The sequence below is a fragment of the Paenibacillus sp. OAE614 genome (assembly GCF_040546645.1).
Classification (GTDB): Bacteria; Bacillota; Bacilli; order Paenibacillales; family Paenibacillaceae; genus Paenibacillus_AQ; species Paenibacillus_AQ favisporus.
In genome coordinates this window covers 4,525,462-4,544,540 of sequence record NZ_JBEPOD010000001.1, presented here as the reverse complement: position 1 = coordinate 4,544,540, position 19,079 = coordinate 4,525,462, and the positions used below count along the sequence as shown (strand labels likewise).

The window sequence follows — 19,079 nt, the reverse complement described above, 5'->3', positions numbered from 1 at the left end:
ACTGCTCATTTGGTCATCATCCGACCGGCAGACTTCGGGCTTTCCGCCTGCATCCGCAGCGCTCATGCTGACGGGACTTGCCATGCGTGCTACAATAAGTCTGAATGAATTAACCTTTGTTCAAATAAATAGCTAACAGGTTATGTCAAGGGGAGGAAATAAGTCATGCGTGATCCTAGAATTCAAAAACTGGCGGAAAACCTCGTCGGTTATTCCGTGAACGTACAGCCGGGGGAGAACGTCCTTGTCGAGATGATCGGCTCGGAGCGCGACCTGCTGAAGGCCGTCATTGATGAAGTCGGCAAGCGGGGAGGACGTCCGTTCGTACAAATTACCGACAAATCGGTGCAGCGTACGATGCTGATGAACGCAACAGAAGAGATGCTCAAGACATGGGCGGACATCGACCTGAACCGGATGAAGCAGATGGACTGCTATATCGGCATCCGCGCCGGAGAGAACGTCAACGATCTGGCCGACGTTCCTGACGAAAAGGTAAAACTGTTCAATTCGCTCTACAATCATCCGGTACATAGCGGGCAGCGCGTCAACCACACCAAATGGGTGGTGCTGCGTTATCCGAATCCAAGCATGGCCCAGTTGGCCAATATGAGCACAGAAGCCTTTGAGGACTTCTATTTTGACGTATGCAACCTCGATTACGCCAAGATGGATAAAGCGCAGGATCCGCTTGCCGAGCTGATGAGAAAGACGGACAAGGTCCGTATCGTCGGCCCGGGCACCGATCTCAGCTTTTCCATTAAGGGAATCGGCGCCGAAAAATGCGCAGGCGAGAAGAACATTCCGGACGGCGAGGTATACAGCGCACCGGTGCGTGATTCCGTCAACGGTACGATCAGCTACAACACCAGCACGGTATACAACGGCATTTCGTTCGAAAATATCAAGTTTACCTTCAAGGACGGAAAGATCGTGGAAGCGACCAGCAACGATACCGAGCGCCTGAACAACATTTTGGACTCGGATGAAGGGGCACGCTATATCGGCGAATTCGCGATCGGGTTTAATCCGTACATTTTGCACCCGATGAAGGACATTCTGTTCGACGAAAAAATTGCCGGCAGCATCCACTTCACCCCGGGTCAAGCCTATGAAGTAACGGATAACGGCAACCGTTCCTCCATCCACTGGGATATCGTGCTGATTCAGCGTGAAGACTACGGCGGCGGGGAGATCTACTTCGACGACGTGCTGATCCGCAAAGACGGCATCTTCGTCATTCCGGAACTGCAGGGGCTGAATCCTGAAAACTTGAAATAGGAATAGCTGAAGAAGGGAACCCGGCCCGTGAGGCCCAAGGTTCAGCGCTTTTCAGAAATTCCTTGCGCGAGAAAGCGGATTCAATGTATCATAAAAGTGGTAAAATCATAGTATACTTGATATCAAAAGCTACGGAGGGATCCTATGTCCAGTAACAACGCAGCTGTTGTAGAAATCGCTCAAACGGCAAGCCAATTTACCTCTTCGATCGTACTTCAAGCGGAAAACAAGTACATCGATGTCAAAAGTATCCTCGGTCTGTTTACGACACTCGTAAGCAGCCAAAGCTATGAGCTTCATGTTCATGGACCGGATGCGGACGAGGCTAAAACGGCGATGAAGGAAGTATTTGCCAAACACGGCCTGAACGTCAACGTGGTCTCTGAGTAAGCGATGAAGAAGAGCGCACCTGCTGGCAACAGTAAGGGCGCTTTTTTTAAAGTCATAACCTTGATATTTACCGGGGTTATTCTAGAACCTTGCACCGCCGCCAGCCTTCCCCTTAGAGTCCCTTTGCGCCGCGCTTGGCATTGAAACCCGGGTTCTTTGCGGACGATGGGCCAGAGTTTCCTGTTCCTTCGGCTTCCCGGGGACGTTTTTCTGGGCCAGGTTCTTGTATTGGTGTTCAATTTCGTCTAATATTAAGAATAGAATACAAGGGTGTAATTGTAGGATTTTGGACATAGGGGGGAAGATGCATGACTTCATCTGAGCTGCAGGAGCAGTTGAATATTAAGGCGATTAATCTGCTGAAAGATGATGCAGAGAAAATAGAGAAGCTTATTGAAGTACAAATGGAGAATCTGGCCACACGCTATTGCCCTCTCTATGAGGAAGTGCTGGACACCCAGATGTACGGATTTTCACGTGAGGTTGATTTTGCCGTACGTGCCGGTCTTGTGCCCGAACTTACTGGCAAACAGCTGGTCAGTGAGCTGGAGAAGAATCTGGCCAACCTCTATGAAGCCCTGAACAACAGGGAAGCCTAAATCATCAGCCTGTCGCAAGCAGGCTTACATAAGATGCAGAGTACGGGACGGCCTGTTCCTGTATCACACGATGATGAGTAGTTGCAGCTTGGCCTTCACATCGGAGGTCCCGAGATTTATAAATTTATACGTATAAAAAGGCATGCACTCCGCTGGAGCGCATGCCTTTTTTGCGTTTCCCTGCTTTGCAGGGTTAAGAGCTTAAGCTGCCTTGCTACACCAAGAAAAACGATACGCCCAAAATAACGTATACGACCAGCAGCAGCAGACCTTCATACCAGTTCGTTTTGCCATCCTGGATAATAGACTTGGCGATAAATACCGACACGCCAATCGCAAGCAGCTCTATGGTTGTAAACACCAGGTCCATCGTGGTAGGCCCGAAGAAATAGCTGACCAGCACGAGCACGGGGGCGACGAATAAAGCGATCTGCAGGCTGCTGCCTACGGCGATTTCGACCGCTGCGCCGATCTTGTTCTTCATAGCCAGCATGACGGCCGCACTGTGCTCTGCCGCATTGCCGATGATGGCCACGAGGAACGCACCTACGAACAGCTCACTAAGCCCAAATCGCGTCGTAAAGGTCTCCAGCGTATCTACCAGCCACTCACTCACGAAAGCGACCATAACGGTCGCCAGAAGGAGATACAGGATCGATTTGCCCTTGGACCATTCCGGCTCGCGTTCATGAGGCAGCTCTTCATCTTCTTCGTCGGTGACATCCGCCAAGTACTTCTTGTGCGTAATCATCGAGAAGACCAGCCAGGCAAGGTAAGCCACGATTAAGATACAAGCTACGATAAGGCTCAGCAGCTGGGTATCGCTTCCGGTAATGGAGTGGCTGCGCAGGAAGACCGCAGGCACGATCAGAGCGATCACGGCAACGAGCATCAGCGAGCCGTTCATACCCGCCAATGATACGTTGAAGCTCTGAACTTTAAACTTCAGTCCCCCGGCAAAAATACTGAGTCCCAGTACGAGCAGCAAGTTTCCGATTACCGAACCGGTCAGACTGGCTTTGACCATGTCGAACAAGCCTTCCTTCACGAGGAAGATGGCGATAATCAGCTCCGCTGCGTTACCGAAGGTGGCGTTCAGAAATCCACCGAGCCGCTGTCCGGCATAATGCGATACGTTCTCCGTCGCTTTGCCCAAAAATCCGGCCACAAAGATGACAGAAATCGCGGACAGAATAAACTGCAGCGTTGCATCCCAGCCTGCGAAATGTCCCACAGCACTAAGGATAAAGAAGGCGATGAGCAGGGTGGGGCTGATCCATTTTTTCAATTTTTGACACCTCTTGCCTTATGTAAGTTCGATTCTTATTCAATATACCCAAATTGCATAAGGTTGTAAACAAATCGGCAGGGCTTGGGATTTGCTTTTTGGGCCTGTTAGGATTTACAATAACGGATAATGGATGTAAAGGAGGATGGAGCATGTCGGAACAACTCCAACTAGAGAATGGAACCATACGGATTGCAGATGATGTCGTAGCGAAAATCGCCGGACTGGCCGCACTCGAAACACCAGGGATTGCAGCTATGTCGGGTGGTTTGTCGGAAGGATGGGCCAAGCGCCTGAGCGGAAAAAACGTGCAGAAGGGTGTCACGGTGGAGGTAGGCCAGCTGGAAGCGGCCATTGACCTGCGAATCATCGTGCTGTACGAAACCCCGATTCACGAAGTATCCCGCATGCTTCAGCAAAACGTGCGTGAAGCTGTCGAAAGCATGACCGGTCTGCGTGTGGTCGAAGTGAACGTGAAAGTGGAAGGCGTCGCTTTTAAAGATGACATGATTGAAGAGGTACCTACGCGCACCAAATAAGCACACGAACACATGAATAAGACGAAAAAAAGACTAGGGGACTTCAACGTCCTCTAGTCTTTTTGGTATGAGTCGCTTCAGGGTATCCCCTGAAGGTTCAGTTAAAGCGGCGTGTCTGATTGCGGGAGGAGACGGCGACCGACGGTTTCTTGACAGTCACCGACTTCACCTGCTCCTGCTTCGACGGCAGCGTACTGATCCGCGAGATGCTGAGCATGATCCCCATGCTCGCCATCATGATCAGCAGGGAAGTTCCGCCGTAACTGATAAACGGCAGGGTTACCCCGGTCAGCGGGATCGTTTGGGTGACGCCTCCGATGTTGATGAACGCCTGGATGGCAATCAAGCCCATAATCCCGATGCCGACAAGCGTTCCGAACGGATCGGGGCACCTCAGCGCGATGATGATTCCGCGCCAGATGAAGTAAATATAGACGATCAGGAAGATCGACGTTCCGATAAACCCGAACTCTTCGCCGATGACGGAGAAGATAAAGTCGTTATAGGGGTTAGGCAAATAATGAAGCTTCTGGACGCTTTTGCCGAATCCGGCTCCGGTCAACTGACCTTCACCGATAGCGGTCAGCGACTGCAGCAGATTGTAGCCCTCCCCCTGTGGATCCTTAGTCGGGTCCAAGAAGGCGTTAATCCGGCCGAGCTTATAGTTGCTCGATTGCACTGCCTGCTCCCCGCTATGGGACACCGACTTGATCAGGGCGTTAGCTCCGAGAACGAGGCTTGCACCGAGGATCAGCAGCAGGGCTGAACCTATCATATGCTTGAGGCTCGCGCCGCCGGCATAGATGATCAGGGCGCTCGTGGCCACCAGAATGAGGCAGGAACCGAGGTCCGGCTGCATCATGATGAGCCCGGCGACGAAGCCGACGATAACCATGACCGGGATGTAGCCTGTCCGCAGGTCGCGGAAGCGCTCCCCTTTTTTGCTGATCAAAGCGGACAGATACAGGATAATCGCGATCTTCGCGATTTCCGTCGGCTGGATGCCGAGAGATCCGACGCCGAACCAGCTTCGGGCACCGTTTAGGCTTTTCCCTATGAAAAGTACCAGTACTAGCATAATGACTGTCACGATAAACAGCGGGGCAAACAGCTTCTTGTACCTGGTGTAAGGAATGTTCATCGCGACGAACATGGCGACAGTGCCCAGAACTGCCCATACGAACTGCCTCTTAGTAAAGTACAGTGAGTCGTAGTGAAACTTCTCACTGGCGATGGCCAAGCTCGAACTGGCGCTGAATACCATGACCAGCCCAAAACCAACCAACAGCAAGGTGAGGATGAGCAGTTGGAAATCCGGCGTCCCTCTCTTGGTTTGTTGGGGTTTTTCTTCTCTCATAAGAGACCTGCTCAGGCTTCCAAAGCGGCTTTAAACTGCTGAAGCTTCTTGGTTGCAATTCCCATGATGGACGACGGAATCGGTGTTTCGTATTCCAGCCCGTGAGGGAAGGTCGCTTTGCCCATATACACAGCTTCAATTTGCAGCACAGCGCTTGGGTGTTCCAGCTTGCCCTCCACCGCACGGGTGTTGATCCGTACGAAATACTCCGAATTGGTGTTTTTATCTTCGATCTTATAGTCATATGTAGCGCGGTAGTATTCCCACTGCCAGCGGACAAAGCCTACTTTCTCGGCTACTTCGTCCATAAACGCCAGGTCGGCTTTGATGCCGTCCAGTCCCGTATTTTCAAAAATCATGGTTACTAAATCCTCCTCTATTGGTTGCCTGTAAAGTTCTTTACTCATGATATTATGTTTTAAACACTTGTGCAAGCCTTGGCAATATTGGGGCGATACCCCATCTTAAGCGTTTCTGCTACAATAGAAAAAAGGGTTCACAACCGCAATGTGGGATGACATATCGGCAACTTAACATCCATTCTATGGCGAGAGGACGGATACATATGAAAGAAGAAGCATTGCTGAGCAAGCTGCAGCCGCAAATGGTGGAGTGGAGGCGGTATCTGCACCGGCACCCGGAGCTGTCTTACCACGAGGAGAAGACGTCGGCGTTCGTGGCGGACAGGCTGCGGGAGCTGGGGATCGACGTCCGGACGCGGTTTGGCGGCGGATATGGGGTAGTCGGCGTATTAAAAGGAAGCAAGCCGGGGAAAACGGTCGTGCTGCGGGCGGATATGGACGCGCTTCCGATCCAGGATGAAAAGTCGTGCGATTATTCGTCCGAAGTTCCGGGCGTCATGCATGCTTGCGGTCACGACGGGCATACGTCGATCCTGCTGGCGGTGGCGACATACTTCAGCGCCCGGAAGGATGATCTTCCCGGAGAGATCCGGTTCGTATTTCAGCCGGCAGAGGAAGTATGTCCGGGCGGAGCCAAGGGGATGATCGAGGCCGGCGTTCTGGATGGGGCCGACGCGGTGTACGGCGTGCACTTATGGACGCCGTTCCCGGCAGGAACCGCGGCCAGCACGCCGGGGCCGATGATGGCGGCAGCGGATGAGTTCTTTATCGATATCATCGGTAAAGGCGGCCACGGTGGCATGCCGCACGTGACGGTGGACAGCGTGGTGGCCGGATCGGCGCTGGTCATGCAGCTGCAGAGCATCGTCAGCCGTTCGGTCAACCCGCTTCGGCCGGCGGTCGTTACGATCGGAACGATCCAGGGCGGAAGCGCGCAGAACGTCATCGCCGAATCGTGCCGGATTACCGGGACAGTACGGACATTTGATGAGGAGACGCGCCAATTTATCCGCGAACGGATCGAAGAAATAACCCGGCTTACGGCGCAGACTTATGGAGCCGATTCGAAAATTCAATATTTGATGGGTTACCCGCCGCTTGTGAATGATGAAGCGGAGACGGAAAGGTTTTTCCACGAAGCGCCGAAGGTGTTCGGGGAGTCGAAGGTGGAGCGCTGCGAGAAGATTATGCCTGCGGAGGACTTCGCATACTATTTGCAGGAAATCCCCGGGTGCTTTATGTTTGTGGGAGCAGGCAACGAAGAGCTTCGGGCTGTCTACCCGCACCATCATCCAAGGTTTGACTTTGACGAATCGGCCATGCTGAGCGCCGCCAAGCTGCTGGTGACGATGACCCAATCCTATCAGGGATGGGAATAGGCAGGCTCGGGCCGTCGAGTCTCCCGGTCTTGCATAGAGACGGTTCCTGAAGGCACGAATGTTTTGGCGGACGATGGGAAAACTTGAAATGGAAGAGGAAAAGTTCATTTCCGCTCTAGGAGATGAACTTTTTCATATGTTTGAAGGCTGAAAGAACAATTCGGATTGAAAGAAGGGGATTTGATGAGCGATACAAAAGCGTGCATCGTGCAGCGGGACCGGACCGTCCTGCTGGAATGCGGACATCCGGGGTTTGAGGAAGCCCGCGGGAAGCTGGCCCATTTTGCAGAGCTGGTCAAGAGTCCTTCTGCGTTTCATACGTACCGGATCACTCCGTTATCGCTGTGGAATGCCGCTTCGCTGGGATGGACCGCAGAGGAAATCGTCGACGCCCTGGCTTCGATTTCCAGATGGGAGGTTCCATCCGCGTTAATCCAGGACATCCGCAGCCTGGTGGGCAGATACGGGAAGCTCCGGATCGAGGCGGGGAAGGCGGAAGCCGGGAAGCTCCGCCTGACGGCATCCGATCCGCAGCTGCTGGATGAGGTGCTGGCGATCCCCGCCGTGCAGGCCAGCGGGCTGCGGCGCGCCGCGCCGGAGCAGGCGGAGCTTGATGCGGTCCGACGCGGACGGATCAAGCAGGAGCTGACGCGGCTCGGATATCCGGTCCTGGACTTGGCCGGATATCATGAGGGACAGCCGCTGCAGTTGGGCTGGAAAGCGCAGGGCGGCTCATTTGCGCTGCGGGACTACCAGCAGGCGGCGGCCGACGCTTTTGAAGGGGTGGCCGGGAGTGGAGGCAGCGGGGTGCTGGTGCTCCCTTGCGGAGCCGGGAAAACGGTCATCGGCCTTGGCGTGCTGGAGAAGCAGCAGTGCGAGTGCCTGATTCTGACGTCGAACGCAACCTCCGTCGGACAGTGGATCGCGGAGCTGACGGACAAGACGACGCTCGATCCTTCCCAGATCGGGGAGTATACGGGGCAGAAGAAGGAGGTGCGCCCGGTCACAGTGGCCACCTATCAAATTTTGACGCACCGCCGCTCCAAAGAGGACGAGTTTGAGCATATGCGTCTGTTTAACGAACGGAATTGGGGGCTCATCATTTACGATGAGGTGCATCTGCTGCCGGCTCCGGTGTTCCGGGCGACGGCCGATATCCAGGCGACCCGCCGGCTTGGACTGACCGCTACGCTCGTACGGGAGGACGGCTGCGAGCAGGATGTGTTTTCGCTGATCGGGCCGAAACGCTACGAGATGCCCTGGAAGGAGCTGGAGTCCATGGGCTGGATTGCGAAGGTCGAATGCACGGAGGTTAGGGTGGCGATGGCGCCGGAGCTGCGTGAAGCATACGCGTATGCGGAGGGCAAGGAGAAGTTCCGCATCGCCGCCGAAAATCCCGGCAAGCTCGAGGTCGTTCGCAGGCTGCTCGCTAAGCATCCGGAGGAGAGCATCCTCATTATCGGCCAGTATATCGATCAGCTGAAGCAACTGTCCGAATCGCTGGGCATTCCGCTGATTTCGGGGCGAATGGCGCACAAGGAACGCGGAAGGCTCTACGAGTCTTTTAAACGGGGAGAGATCAGAGTGCTGGCCGTTTCCAAGGTAGCCAATTTCGCCGTCGACCTGCCGGACGCTTCCGTGGCGATTGAAATATCGGGCAGCTTCGGCTCCAGGCAGGAGGAAGCCCAACGCCTAGGGCGGATTTTGCGTCCGAAAACCGAAAACAACCGGGCATATTTTTACGCACTGGTGTCCCAAGAAAGCAAAGAAGAGGACTTTGCCATCCGCCGCCAGCTCTTCCTTGTCGAACAGGGGTACGAGTATTCCGTCCGATATGATTCGGATCCCGGGCTGTTTCGTTCTGAGTCCAGTCATGAGCGGGCTTCTTCCCATCCTGCGAATGACCGTCCCATTCCAGACCTAAAGGAGGCATCATCCCGACCATGAGCACTGAAATGAACGAAGACCGGCCGCAGGAATCCGCGATCCGGTCCATCCTGCGTACGCTGGCTCCGGAGGATGCCGAGCTGCTTAAACGGCTGATCGTCCGTTTTGCCGGGCAGCCGTTCAGCGACGATGCCCGGACCACGGTGAAGAGCAGCGGCCGAAGCGGTGCGGAGCTTGAGCTGTCCTTTATCCGCTTGAGACGAGCCGGCCTGATCCAGGCGGTGAAAAAAGCTTGGGGAGAAAAGCTCTACTACATTCCTTTGGAAAGCCTGGGTCTATTGTATCGGCAGTTTTTCACCCCCGAAGCAGAAGTTGTCCCGGATTCAAATGTGCATCGGATCAGCGAAGCCAAGCCGGGCCTCGCCTTGGATCTGCTGCATGCGCTTGCGGCTCCGGCCGAGCATGGGCTTCCCTTAACGGCGAAAGGAACGGTACATAAGAAAAATATCCAGAAGCTGCTGGAAGCTGTGCACCTGAAAGATTCCGACCTTGAAGCGCTGCAGCTCCAATACGCGCATGCTGAAACCTATCCGCTTGTGGCCGCGGTGCTGCTCGATATGATGATGTGCCTCGGCCTTGCGGTGAAAGAAAGCCAGGGGATTCTGCTGGAAGAGGAGCGGCTCGGCGAGTGGCTGGGACTGTCTGAACAGGAGATGAACCGGGTGCTGCTCCCGGCGGTGTTGGACCGATACGGCATGAACAGCCCGGCGCTGCAGCATTTCCGCTACCTTCTTTGCCATCCTTCTTTCCAACCAGGCGTCTGGTACGATATGACGAATATGCTGGATTGGATGGAGCGGGAGGTTCTGCTCACCCGGTCCGTTTCGGAAGCGGGAGCCCGGGCATGGATGACGGCGATGGCGGGGTTTGGCTGGGGCGATACCGGTGAGGACGGCAGCGGACGCTGCTGTTTCCGGTGGGCCATGGATCCGGCCTTCGTTCTGGTTTCGGGCGGCGAAGATCGAGAGATGGCGGAAGAGGGTCGCTTCTATGTTCAGCCGGATTTTGACGTCATCGTTCCACCGGATGTGCCGTACCGGATCCGATGGAAGCTGCTTGCCTGCTCGGAGCGGGTACAGAGCGAACGGATGTCCATATACCGTTTGACCCGCAGCAGCACGGCCCGGGCGGTGGAGAACGGCATGAGCGCGGCCGAAATGACGCAGCTGCTGGACAACTTCTCGAGCAGCGGCGTCCCGGAGAACGTAAGGCTGGCTTTGGAGCAGTGGGGCAGGGAGATCGGCCGGACCCGCTTTGAGGAAGCCATGCTGCTGTCGTGTTCGGCTGAAGAAGACGGCGATCGGATCGAAGCGCATCCGAAGCTGATGGGGCATTTGCAGCGGATCGGTCCGAAGCATTTTCTCGTGAACCCTGGCGCGGTGCCGGAGGTGCGGAAAATTCTGGATTCGTCGGGACTCTCGCCCTTAAAGGCGATCGCTGAACCCGGCCGGACCGTTTCCGCATATCCGCTGATCCATGACTCCACACCGGACCTGGCAGGGCAGCGGATCGATGAAGAAAAGTTCCGCCAAACCGGGCTTTCCGCCGCCGGCGGTCTGGTGTACAGCGGCCGGAATATCCAGTATTTCGAGCCGGATTCCGACATTCCGAAGCCGGAGTCCCTGTTCCCGGGTTACGGGCAGGTTCCGAAAATGTGGACCCAGGATTTCCGGAACTATCACGGAACGACCGCCCAGCACATTATGGAACAGGCCTTGGAATGGCAGACCAAGGTGCTCATATCCCGCGGAGGCAGCCGTTTGGAATTCATCCCCCGGGCGATTCGGAGCCACCCTTGGGCGGTGGAAGGAACTCTCTTTGATCCGGAACGGGACGGTTATGAGGACGGGGCTCTGCTCTCGCCGGGGGATTGGGAGCAAATCCGGCTGATTGTGCCTTCTTTCACCTGAGGGTATCAGCAGGAAGTGCATTCAAACCTCTTCTTATGGGCCAAAGGTTATGATATGATAAAAGAGTCTACTCCAGACGGAGGAGAACATTCTTATAGAATTGGGATGAAGTTCATGAGCGTATCGGAGATCAACACGGTCGACATGGCAGCCGTGCTGATGAACGCCTATGAATTAGGCGATATGATCAATCAGTCGGTTGAGGTGTCCGATTATTTATATTGGAAGCAGCAGGTTGGCGGCAATCCGGCCGTACAGGAGCTTGTTCGGCTTCTGGCGAAGAAGAAGGAGCTTTTCGAAGAGACTCAGCGTTTCGGCCATTTTCATCCGAATTACCATAGTGCCAAGGATGAGGTCAAGGCCGTAGAGGAGCAGCTGGAGCAGTTCGAGGAAGTGAGACGCTTCAAACTGGCCGAGCAGAACTTGGATGACATGCTGCACCAAATGTCCGAAATGATCGCTTATTCCGTATCGGATACGATCAAGGTGCCGGGCAACGATTCGCATCTTAAAGGATGCGGCGGCGGGGGCAAATGCTCCTGCGGCGGGTAAAATATAGAGAGCCAGTATAAGTGAGGTGGGAAAATCATGTTTGCAGAACGGACGGGGTATATCATTTGGGTTAGCGATATCAAGGCAGCGCGGAATTTGGAGAAGTACGGGACCGTTCACTATATATCTCGCCGGATGCACTATGTCGTCATGTACGTGAATGCGGACCGGGCCGAGGAAGTAGCCAAAAATATCCGGCGCCTTTCCTATGTGCGTAAAATCGAACGCTCCTACCGCAACGAGATCAAAACGGAATATTCGAGCGACGTAACGGATAAGACCAGATTTTATGGCTTATAGTAGGAGGTTCATCTGCCTGTCATCAGTTTCAATCCCACCTGGAAAGTTATCGTATTGTCAGGAAGCAGCCGGATTCGGCTGCTTCTTTTTTTAGATCATGGCTTCCGGCTTCAGCGCGGGCAAAGCCTGTGAATCCGGCTAAGAAATTATCCGATTGGCGCGGAAAGAAACGGTGTAGATACGACGGTCCTCTTTTCCGTATATGAAAATATGCCGGGATACGTAGTTTGGAGCTTGTGAAGAACGTGGTAATGATGTAATATAATAGGCATAAATACATAGATACAAAGTCCTATGTAGTGGAGAGTGATAGTCCATGCGCGACAAAGGAATGGAAAGATGGAGCACCTATGAACCTTTTTTTGTGACCTTAGGGGATAAGCGGGTGGCCGATATCGTCATTACCCATCATGCGAAGACAAGGTACAACGACCGGATTCATAGTGATATCCATAGTATAGATGATATAGCCGCATGGATGTGGGAGTGCCTGAAGCAGGGCCGGATCGCTCCCTACTACCGGAATGAGAAGGACGTTTACCTGATTGACGAGGATCTTGTCGTCGTCGCGGAATTTGCGGAGATCGAAGGGGAAACCGACATCAGCGGAAATCCGCTGCACAAGATGATTATCGTGACGTTCCTTGGCAAAATGTCGGAGACGATCGAGCTGAGGGACCTGAAGTCTTATTATTCCTGGCTGCGCCATTCGCGGAGAATGACGTTGATTAAAAATACTCGCAAGCGGAAATAACCGCGTTTTGTAAGCGTGAGCATGGATTCCCCCTCCGGGAAGCCATGCTCATTTTTGTTGATTCATGTGCCGGGTTTCGCAGTCTTTATCTGCCGCTGAAATGTTAAACGGCGTTGGTGGTTCACGGCCGAATCGGATACAATATAAGAACGACGAGGGGGAGAGCATGCCATGAATTTTCACCAGCTCCACATTTTTTATACCGTGGCGGAACGTGGGAGCTTCTCGGCGGCGGCGAGCGCGCTGCACATGACCCAGCCGGCCGTTACGATGCAGATTCAGTCCCTGGAGGAATATTTCGGGACGCGCCTGCTGATCCGCTCCACCAAGAAGATCGAGCTGACCGAAGCGGGGATCACCCTTTTGCCGTATGCGGCAAAGAGCATTGCCCTGGTCAAGGAAACGGACAATGCGATGGCATCGCATACCCATATGCTGCAGGACCGGCTTCAGCTCGGCTCCAGCCTCACGATCGGCGAATACTTCCTGCCGCGGCTGCTCGGTCCGTTTGGACAGCAGTATCCGCACATCAGCATTATGATGAAAGTGATGAACACCACACAGATCATCGAAGAGATTACGAAGCATCAGCTGAATTTCGGCCTGATCGAGGCGACGATCCACCATCCGGATATGGTCATCGATCCCGTCATGCAGGACGAGCTGAAGCTGATCGTGCCTATCGGCCATCCCTTGGCGGAGCGGGAATCGGTCGAGCTGGAGGAAGTGCTTGCCTATCCGTTTGTGCTGCGGGAAAAAGGGTCGGGCACGCGCCAGGTGATGGAAAGTGTGCTGATCCACAAGGGGATCGATCCACAAAGCCTGCAGACCGCGATGGAGCTTGGCAGCACGGGAGCGGTGAAATCCGCCGTTGAGGCCGGTTTCGGCATTACGATGCTGTCGCCGGCCTCGGTCAAGCATGAAACCGCACTGAACCTGGTTACCATCATTCCGATCCGAGACGCCGAATTTAAGCGGCAGTTTTATGCCATTCATTTGAAATCCACCCTGCTTCCGCTGTCTGCCGTGACCTTTCTGAATTTTCTTAAACAGCAGCAGGAACAGCAAGGGGAATAGGGCCAAGCCGACAGTTAAAAGAATATTTCACAGCTTAAGACGCTGAATGAGTGAAGGAGGAATGGACTTGTCCACAGATCAGAAATACGGTGACCTGCATACGCATACGACGGCTTCCGACGGGATGCAGCCACCCTCGGAGAACGTTCGGATCGCCCACGGGAAGGGACTCGCGGCCGTGGCGATTACCGACCATGACACCGTGGGAGGCATTCCGGAAGCATTGGAAGCCGGGCAGCGGCTCGGCATCACCGTCGTTCCCGGCGTCGAAATCAGCACCCGTGCCAGCGGCAAGGATATACACGTCCTGGGCTATTACATCGACATAACACATGAGCCGTTTTTGAACCATCTCGCCGAGCTGAGACAGACCCGGGAACGGCGTAACGATCAGATGATCGCGAAGCTGCAGCAGCTTGGAATTTCCATCACGCTTGAGGAGATCATTGCCGGGCTGGGGCGCGAGCTGAAGCCGGATGAAAGCATCGGGCGGCCGCATATGGCCGATGTATTGGTCAAGAAGGGTTATGCCTCTGACATGCGGGACGCCTTTAACCGCTATTTGGGCGAGGATGCGCCTGCCTACGTATCCGTTCCGCGGATCACACCTGCGGATGCCTGCGCCTGGATCCGGGAAGCCGGCGGAACGCCTGTGCTGGCCCATCCGGGGATCTACGGCGATGACGCGCTGGTGGAACGGATTGTTAGGGAAGCGAAACCTGCCGGAATCGAAGTCTACCATTCCGACCACGGCCCGGCCGATGAGAAACGGTACCTGAGGATGGCTGATGAGCATGGGCTGATCGTCACGGCGGGCTCCGATTTTCACGGGGAACGGCAGGGCGTCGTCTTCCATGGCGATATCGGCAGCCGTACGATCCCGGTGACCGTATTGGAACAGCTTCAACGGGGAACAAAATAGTCATGGGTGCCCGGGCGAGTTTTAACCTTTTTTTGCAAAATTGGAAAATTGGGCTTGCGCCGGGCTTGCAGGCCGTACTATAATGTTGAACCAAGCAACAAGCACAAACAGTAAGGCGATGACCAAAGACATGATTTCGATCCAGGACAGCCCAGAGAGAGAAGTGAGTGGTGCAAGCTTCTCCTGACACCGGTTCAGAAATTACCCCTTTGCAGCTGTCCCTTTGAACCCACTGTCCAAACGGCGGCAGTAGAAGGAACCGGTTAATCCCCGATATCGGATGCTTAATAAGGACTTTGCATATGTACGTGTTCAGATGAACCGTCGGATGCAGGTCGAATTAGGGTGGAACCACGAGCTGAACGCACTCGTCCCTTGGGATGAGATGCGTTTTTTTGCGTTCACCAAATAGACCGAATTTGACGGAGGGAAGAACATGAACAAGGAAATACAAGTCAAGTTGCCGGACGGCTCGGTAAGAGCATTCGAGCAAGGCGTCCGGCTGGGGAGCATCGCCGAATCGATCAGCAGCAGCCTCGTGAAAAATGCCGAAGCAGGCAAAATTGACGGGATCCTGGTGGATCTCAGTACGCCGGTTGAGCAGGACAGCAGCATTGAAATCGTGACGGTGGACAGTCCGGAAGGGATCGAGGTGTACCGGCACAGCACAGCGCATTTATTGGCGCAGGCCGTGAAGCGTTTATTCGGAGCATCTTCCGTCAAGCTGGGAATCGGGCCGGTCATCGAGGACGGATTTTATTACGACATGGATCTTCCAAGCCCGCTGACGAGCGATGATTTATCCCGGATCGAACGGGAAATGAAGCGGATCGCGGAAGAGGATCTGCCGATACGGCGGAAGGCGGTCAGCCGGAAGGAAGCGCTGGAACTGTTCGGGCAGCTGCAGGAGCCGCTGAAGCTTGAGCTTATTCGGGACCTGCCCGAGGACGCCGAAATTTCGATTTACGAGCAGGGAGAGTTTGTGGACCTGTGCCGAGGACCGCACCTTCCTTCCACGGGTAAAATCAAAGCGTTCAAGCTGTTGAGCGTAGCCGGAGCCTATTGGCGCGGAAGCTCGGACAACAAGATGCTGCAGCGGATTTACGGCACCGCCTTCCCTAAGAAGGTGCAGCTTGACGAGCATCTTCACATGCTCGAGGAAGCGAAGAAGCGCGACCATCGCAAGCTGGGCAAGGAGCAGGGACTGTTCCTCTTTTCAGAGGAAGCGCCGGGCATGCCGTTTTACCTCCCTAAAGGTATGACTATCCGCAACGAGCTGGAGAAGCTGGAGCGTGAGCTGAACGCCGCTAGAGGATATGAAGAGGTCCGTACCCCGCTTATGATGAACAAGCGGATGTGGGAGGAATCCGGGCACTGGGATCACTACAAGGACAACATGTATTTTACCCAGGTGGACGAGACGGAATATGCGTTGAAGCCGATGAACTGCCCGGGGCATATGCTGATTTTCAAAAGCGGCCTCCGCTCCTACCGCGAGCTGCCGATCCGGCTGGCCGAGTTCGGACAGGTTCACCGCCACGAATTTTCGGGTGCGCTGAGCGGCATGATGCGTGTGCGGACGTTTTGCCAGGATGACGCTCACCTCTTTGTCAGACCTGACCAAATCGAGGAGGAGATCGCCGGCGTCATCGACCTGATCGACTATATGTACGCCATATTCGGCTTCTCTTACCGGATCGAACTGTCGACGCGGCCGGAGGATTCCATGGGCTCGGATGAGCTGTGGGAGCAGGCCGAGCAGTCGCTGCGCAGCGTACTGGAGCGGCGGGGGATCGAATACCGCCTGAACGAGGGGGACGGAGCTTTCTATGGTCCGAAAATCGATTTTCATATTCTCGATGCCCTGAAGCGCAGCTGGCAGTGCGGGACGATCCAGCTCGATTTTCAAATGCCGGAGAAGTTTGGTCTCAGCTATGTCGGTGAATACAACCAGAAGCATCGCCCGGTCATCATTCACCGCGCTGTCTACGGCTCCATTGACCGTTTCATCGGCATTCTGACGGAGCACTACTCGGGAGCTTTTCCGCTGTGGCTGGCACCGGTCCAGGCCAAGGTCGTCCCGGTATCCGAGCACGATCTGGATTATGCTTATCAGGTTAAGCAGTCGCTTGCGAAAGAGGGCATCCGGGTTGAGGTCAGCGCCAAAAACGAGAAGCTGGGCTATAAAATCCGCGAAGCCGAGCTGGAAAAAGTGCCGTACGTGCTCGTCGTCGGCAAGAGCGAGCAGGAGGCGGGTGCAGCGGCGGTCCGCAAGCGGGGCGAAGGGGATCTTGGCATGCAGCAGCTGCCGGACATCATTGAGCGCTTAAACCGGGAAATCCGGAAGAAATAAACGGGACAATAAATCAGGAAGACATCAAAAAAGGCTGTATCCCACCCGCTCTTAGGAACGGAGGATACAGCCTTTTCTATTATAGGGGCTGAAGCTTACAGGCGTTCATTGTGCACGGCTTAACCGTATTCTTTCTATATTTAGAAATCTAAAGCTTTGTATGATTATTTAATGACGCTTGTAAGCGACTTGATCAATTCCTCGTCAGGCGTGACGATCAGCGTCCGCTGGTGATCATAAATGACAAAGCCCGGTTTGGCGCCGCTCGGCTTATGCACATGGCGGATCAGAGTGCAGTCGACCGGCACGCTGCTGGATTCCTTGGCCTGGCTGAAGTAAGCGGCCAGTTGGGCGGCTTCCTCCAGGGTCTGGTCCCCGAACTGGCTGCTGCGGATGACGACGTGGGACCCGGGGATATCCTTGGTGTGCAGCCACGTATCACTGCCGCTGGCCAGTTTGTTGGTCACGTATTCGTTCTGCAGGTTGTTTTTGCCTACGTAAATTTCGATGCCCTCGGATGATGTGAATACATGCAGGGTAGGGCGGTCGTTTTTCTTCTTTTTGCGCGTTTTTTTGCTGCGGTCGCGGAGATATCCCTGCTGGACAAGCTCCTCGCGGATTTCGTCGATATCGTTCATGGATGCATGGGCCAGCTGCTGGAGCAGGTCATCCATGTAGCGGATCTCTTCCTTCGTTATAGCAAGCTGCTCGTCGATGACGGCCAGACTGTTTTTGTACTTATTATATTTCTTGAAGTACCGCTGGGCGTTATCGGAAGGGCTGAGCAGCGGGTCCAGCGGAATGGCCACTTCCTTCTGGTCCTCGTCATAGAAGTTGGTCAGCACCGCCTCCTTGTCCCCCTTTGCAATCGTATGCAGGGAGGCAAACAGCAGCTCGCCGTAAATCCGGTACTGGTCCGCATCGGCGGCTTCCTCCAGATCGGCGTGCAGGTGGTCCAGCTTTTTAATGTTTTTGGCGCGCTCATTGTGCAGGAAACGAAGCAGATCGCTCGTTTTTTGCTTGACGGTGTCGCGCTCGGCTTTTTCACCGTAATAATCCTCCATGCATGTGCTGATGGATTCATAGCGTTTGATCTCTTCCTGAATCATCGTCAGCTCGACGGCGGAAAAAACCATTTTCCCCTTGGCGTTCGCCCCTGACATCGGCTGGTACGCCTGCTGTCTGACGCTGTCCATCAGCCCGGTAAAGGCGTTCCATAGGGCGCTTCGGCGTGCTTCGCCAGCTTCGGGCCCTTCTTCCGAGTAGGACTGAAGGCCGGCGCGGTGCACGATCTCCTGCGCAACCAGCGGACTTACGCCGCTGAACGTATCCACAATCCACGAAATCGGTTCGGCGTCCGCTTCCTCGGTATATTTTTGTGCAAATAGCTCTCCTGTAACCTCAAGCGGATTCAGCTTATGCTGCTGCGGAGGCTCCGTATAGGAAAAGCCCGGCATGATGACCCGGAAGCTGCTGATGCTCGGGGTGACATGGTGGATGCCGTCCAGGATCGTCCCGCTCGAAGGGTCTGACAAAATAATGTTGCTGTGCCGGCCCATCAATTCGATGATGAGCTGCTTTGAGGAGACGTCCCCCAGCTCATCCCGCTGTCTGACGGTAATATGAATGATCCGCTCCATTCCAACCTGCCTGATGTCTTCAATGATGCCTCCTTCGCAGTGCTTGCGCAGCAGCATGCAGAACATCGGTGCCTCCTGCGGATTCAGAAAGCTTCGCTCGGTGAAGTGCACCCGCGGATACGTCGGGTTGGCCGACAGCAGCAGCTTGGCGTTGCCCTCCCGGGTCCGGAGGTGAAAGAGCAGGTCGTGATCGTTGGGCTGGTATATTTTACTGATCCGGGCGCCCTGAATGCTTTGCAGCTCATGGACAAGGGCCCGCGTTACGATTCCATCTAATGCCATAGTGTATCTCCCATCTTTACGCTGTACTTGGTTACGATTGCCTCCATACTATGATGCCATAGTTTGGCCAAAAACTTAAGAGGCCAGGCTTGTGATATTTTAGGCCCTGTCCGAATACATTTACGATAGAACAGGTGGAAAAGCTGT

17 protein-coding genes are annotated in these 19,079 nt (G+C 54.6%); 13 read left to right on the top strand and 4 right to left on the bottom strand.

Going from position 1 to position 19,079, the window contains the following annotated elements:
• Positions 1-165: 165 nt before the first annotated feature.
• The 3 genes from ABIE48_RS20965 to ABIE48_RS20955 all read left to right on the top strand — a co-directional run bounded on the left by ABIE48_RS20965 (position 166) and on the right by ABIE48_RS20955 (position 2,270).
• Positions 166-1,281, top strand: a complete 1,116-nt coding sequence (locus tag ABIE48_RS20965; RefSeq protein ID WP_145023692.1) for an aminopeptidase — start codon at positions 166-168, stop codon at positions 1,279-1,281.
• A 144-nt stretch (positions 1,282-1,425) separates the two neighbouring features.
• On the top strand, positions 1,426-1,671 hold the full coding sequence (locus ABIE48_RS20960) for an HPr family phosphocarrier protein (RefSeq protein ID WP_076169916.1): 246 nt from the start codon (positions 1,426-1,428) through the stop codon (positions 1,669-1,671).
• 308 nt (positions 1,672-1,979) lie between these two features.
• Positions 1,980-2,270: an Fpa/YlaN family protein gene (locus tag ABIE48_RS20955; protein ID WP_076169917.1), complete on the top strand. Its 291-nt coding sequence runs from the start codon at positions 1,980-1,982 to the stop codon at positions 2,268-2,270.
• Between the two features lie 214 nt (positions 2,271-2,484).
• On the opposite strand, the gene cax is transcribed toward ABIE48_RS20955, so the two are convergent.
• On the bottom strand, positions 2,485-3,558 hold the full coding sequence (gene cax, locus ABIE48_RS20950; RefSeq protein WP_076169918.1) for a calcium/proton exchanger: 1,074 nt from the start codon (positions 3,556-3,558) through the stop codon (positions 2,485-2,487).
• A gap of 152 nt (positions 3,559-3,710) precedes the next feature.
• On the opposite strand from cax, the gene ABIE48_RS20945 reads away from it, so the two are divergent.
• A complete protein-coding gene (locus ABIE48_RS20945; protein WP_076169919.1) occupies positions 3,711-4,097 on the top strand; it encodes an Asp23/Gls24 family envelope stress response protein in 387 nt (128 codons plus the stop codon).
• 97 nt (positions 4,098-4,194) lie between these two features.
• Here ABIE48_RS20945 and ftsW read toward each other — a convergent pair whose 3' ends face one another.
• Positions 4,195-5,454 carry a putative lipid II flippase FtsW gene (gene ftsW, locus ABIE48_RS20940; protein ID WP_192715670.1) on the bottom strand — a complete coding sequence of 420 codons (1,260 nt, stop codon included), beginning with the start codon at positions 5,452-5,454 and terminating at the stop codon, positions 4,195-4,197.
• A gap of 11 nt (positions 5,455-5,465) precedes the next feature.
• Positions 5,466-5,813, bottom strand: coding sequence for a YugN family protein (locus ABIE48_RS20935; RefSeq protein WP_192715669.1), 348 nt, complete (start codon positions 5,811-5,813; stop codon positions 5,466-5,468).
• A gap of 206 nt (positions 5,814-6,019) precedes the next feature.
• Between ABIE48_RS20935 and ABIE48_RS20930 the strand changes: the two genes are divergently transcribed.
• From ABIE48_RS20930 to thrS, 9 genes are all read left to right on the top strand, one after another.
• Positions 6,020-7,195, top strand: a complete 1,176-nt coding sequence (locus tag ABIE48_RS20930; protein WP_192715668.1) for a M20 family metallopeptidase — start codon at positions 6,020-6,022, stop codon at positions 7,193-7,195.
• Between the two features lie 183 nt (positions 7,196-7,378).
• Positions 7,379-9,142, top strand: a complete 1,764-nt coding sequence (locus tag ABIE48_RS20925; protein WP_145023698.1) for a DNA repair helicase XPB — start codon at positions 7,379-7,381, stop codon at positions 9,140-9,142.
• The gene (locus ABIE48_RS20920) at positions 9,139-11,052 is read left to right on the top strand and encodes a helicase-associated domain-containing protein (protein ID WP_192715667.1); all 1,914 of its coding nucleotides are present in this window, start codon (positions 9,139-9,141) and stop codon (positions 11,050-11,052) included. Before ABIE48_RS20925 ends, ABIE48_RS20920 begins: the two co-directional genes overlap by 4 nt.
• A gap of 114 nt (positions 11,053-11,166) precedes the next feature.
• Positions 11,167-11,604, top strand: coding sequence for a YlbF/YmcA family competence regulator (locus ABIE48_RS20915; protein WP_192715666.1), 438 nt, complete (start codon positions 11,167-11,169; stop codon positions 11,602-11,604).
• Positions 11,605-11,640: 36 nt separating this feature from the next.
• Positions 11,641-11,904 carry a YlbG family protein gene (locus ABIE48_RS20910; protein WP_076169924.1) on the top strand — a complete coding sequence of 88 codons (264 nt, stop codon included), beginning with the start codon at positions 11,641-11,643 and terminating at the stop codon, positions 11,902-11,904.
• 316 nt (positions 11,905-12,220) lie between these two features.
• A complete protein-coding gene (locus ABIE48_RS20905; RefSeq protein ID WP_076169925.1) occupies positions 12,221-12,658 on the top strand; it encodes a hypothetical protein in 438 nt (145 codons plus the stop codon).
• Between the two features lie 171 nt (positions 12,659-12,829).
• Positions 12,830-13,735 (top strand): selenium metabolism-associated LysR family transcriptional regulator, encoded by a 906-nt coding sequence (locus ABIE48_RS20900; protein WP_145023706.1) that lies wholly within the window; start codon positions 12,830-12,832, stop codon positions 13,733-13,735.
• A 61-nt stretch (positions 13,736-13,796) separates the two neighbouring features.
• The gene (locus tag ABIE48_RS20895; protein WP_192715863.1) at positions 13,797-14,657 is read left to right on the top strand and encodes a PHP domain-containing protein; all 861 of its coding nucleotides are present in this window, start codon (positions 13,797-13,799) and stop codon (positions 14,655-14,657) included.
• 436 nt (positions 14,658-15,093) lie between these two features.
• Entirely contained in the window at positions 15,094-17,010 is a 1,917-nt protein-coding gene (gene thrS / locus ABIE48_RS20890; RefSeq protein ID WP_192715665.1) for a threonine--tRNA ligase, read from the top strand.
• Between the two features lie 164 nt (positions 17,011-17,174).
• Here thrS and ABIE48_RS20885 read toward each other — a convergent pair whose 3' ends face one another.
• On the bottom strand, positions 17,175-18,932 hold the full coding sequence (locus ABIE48_RS20885; protein ID WP_192715664.1) for an Rqc2 family fibronectin-binding protein: 1,758 nt from the start codon (positions 18,930-18,932) through the stop codon (positions 17,175-17,177).
• Between the last annotated feature and the right edge of the window lie 147 nt (positions 18,933-19,079).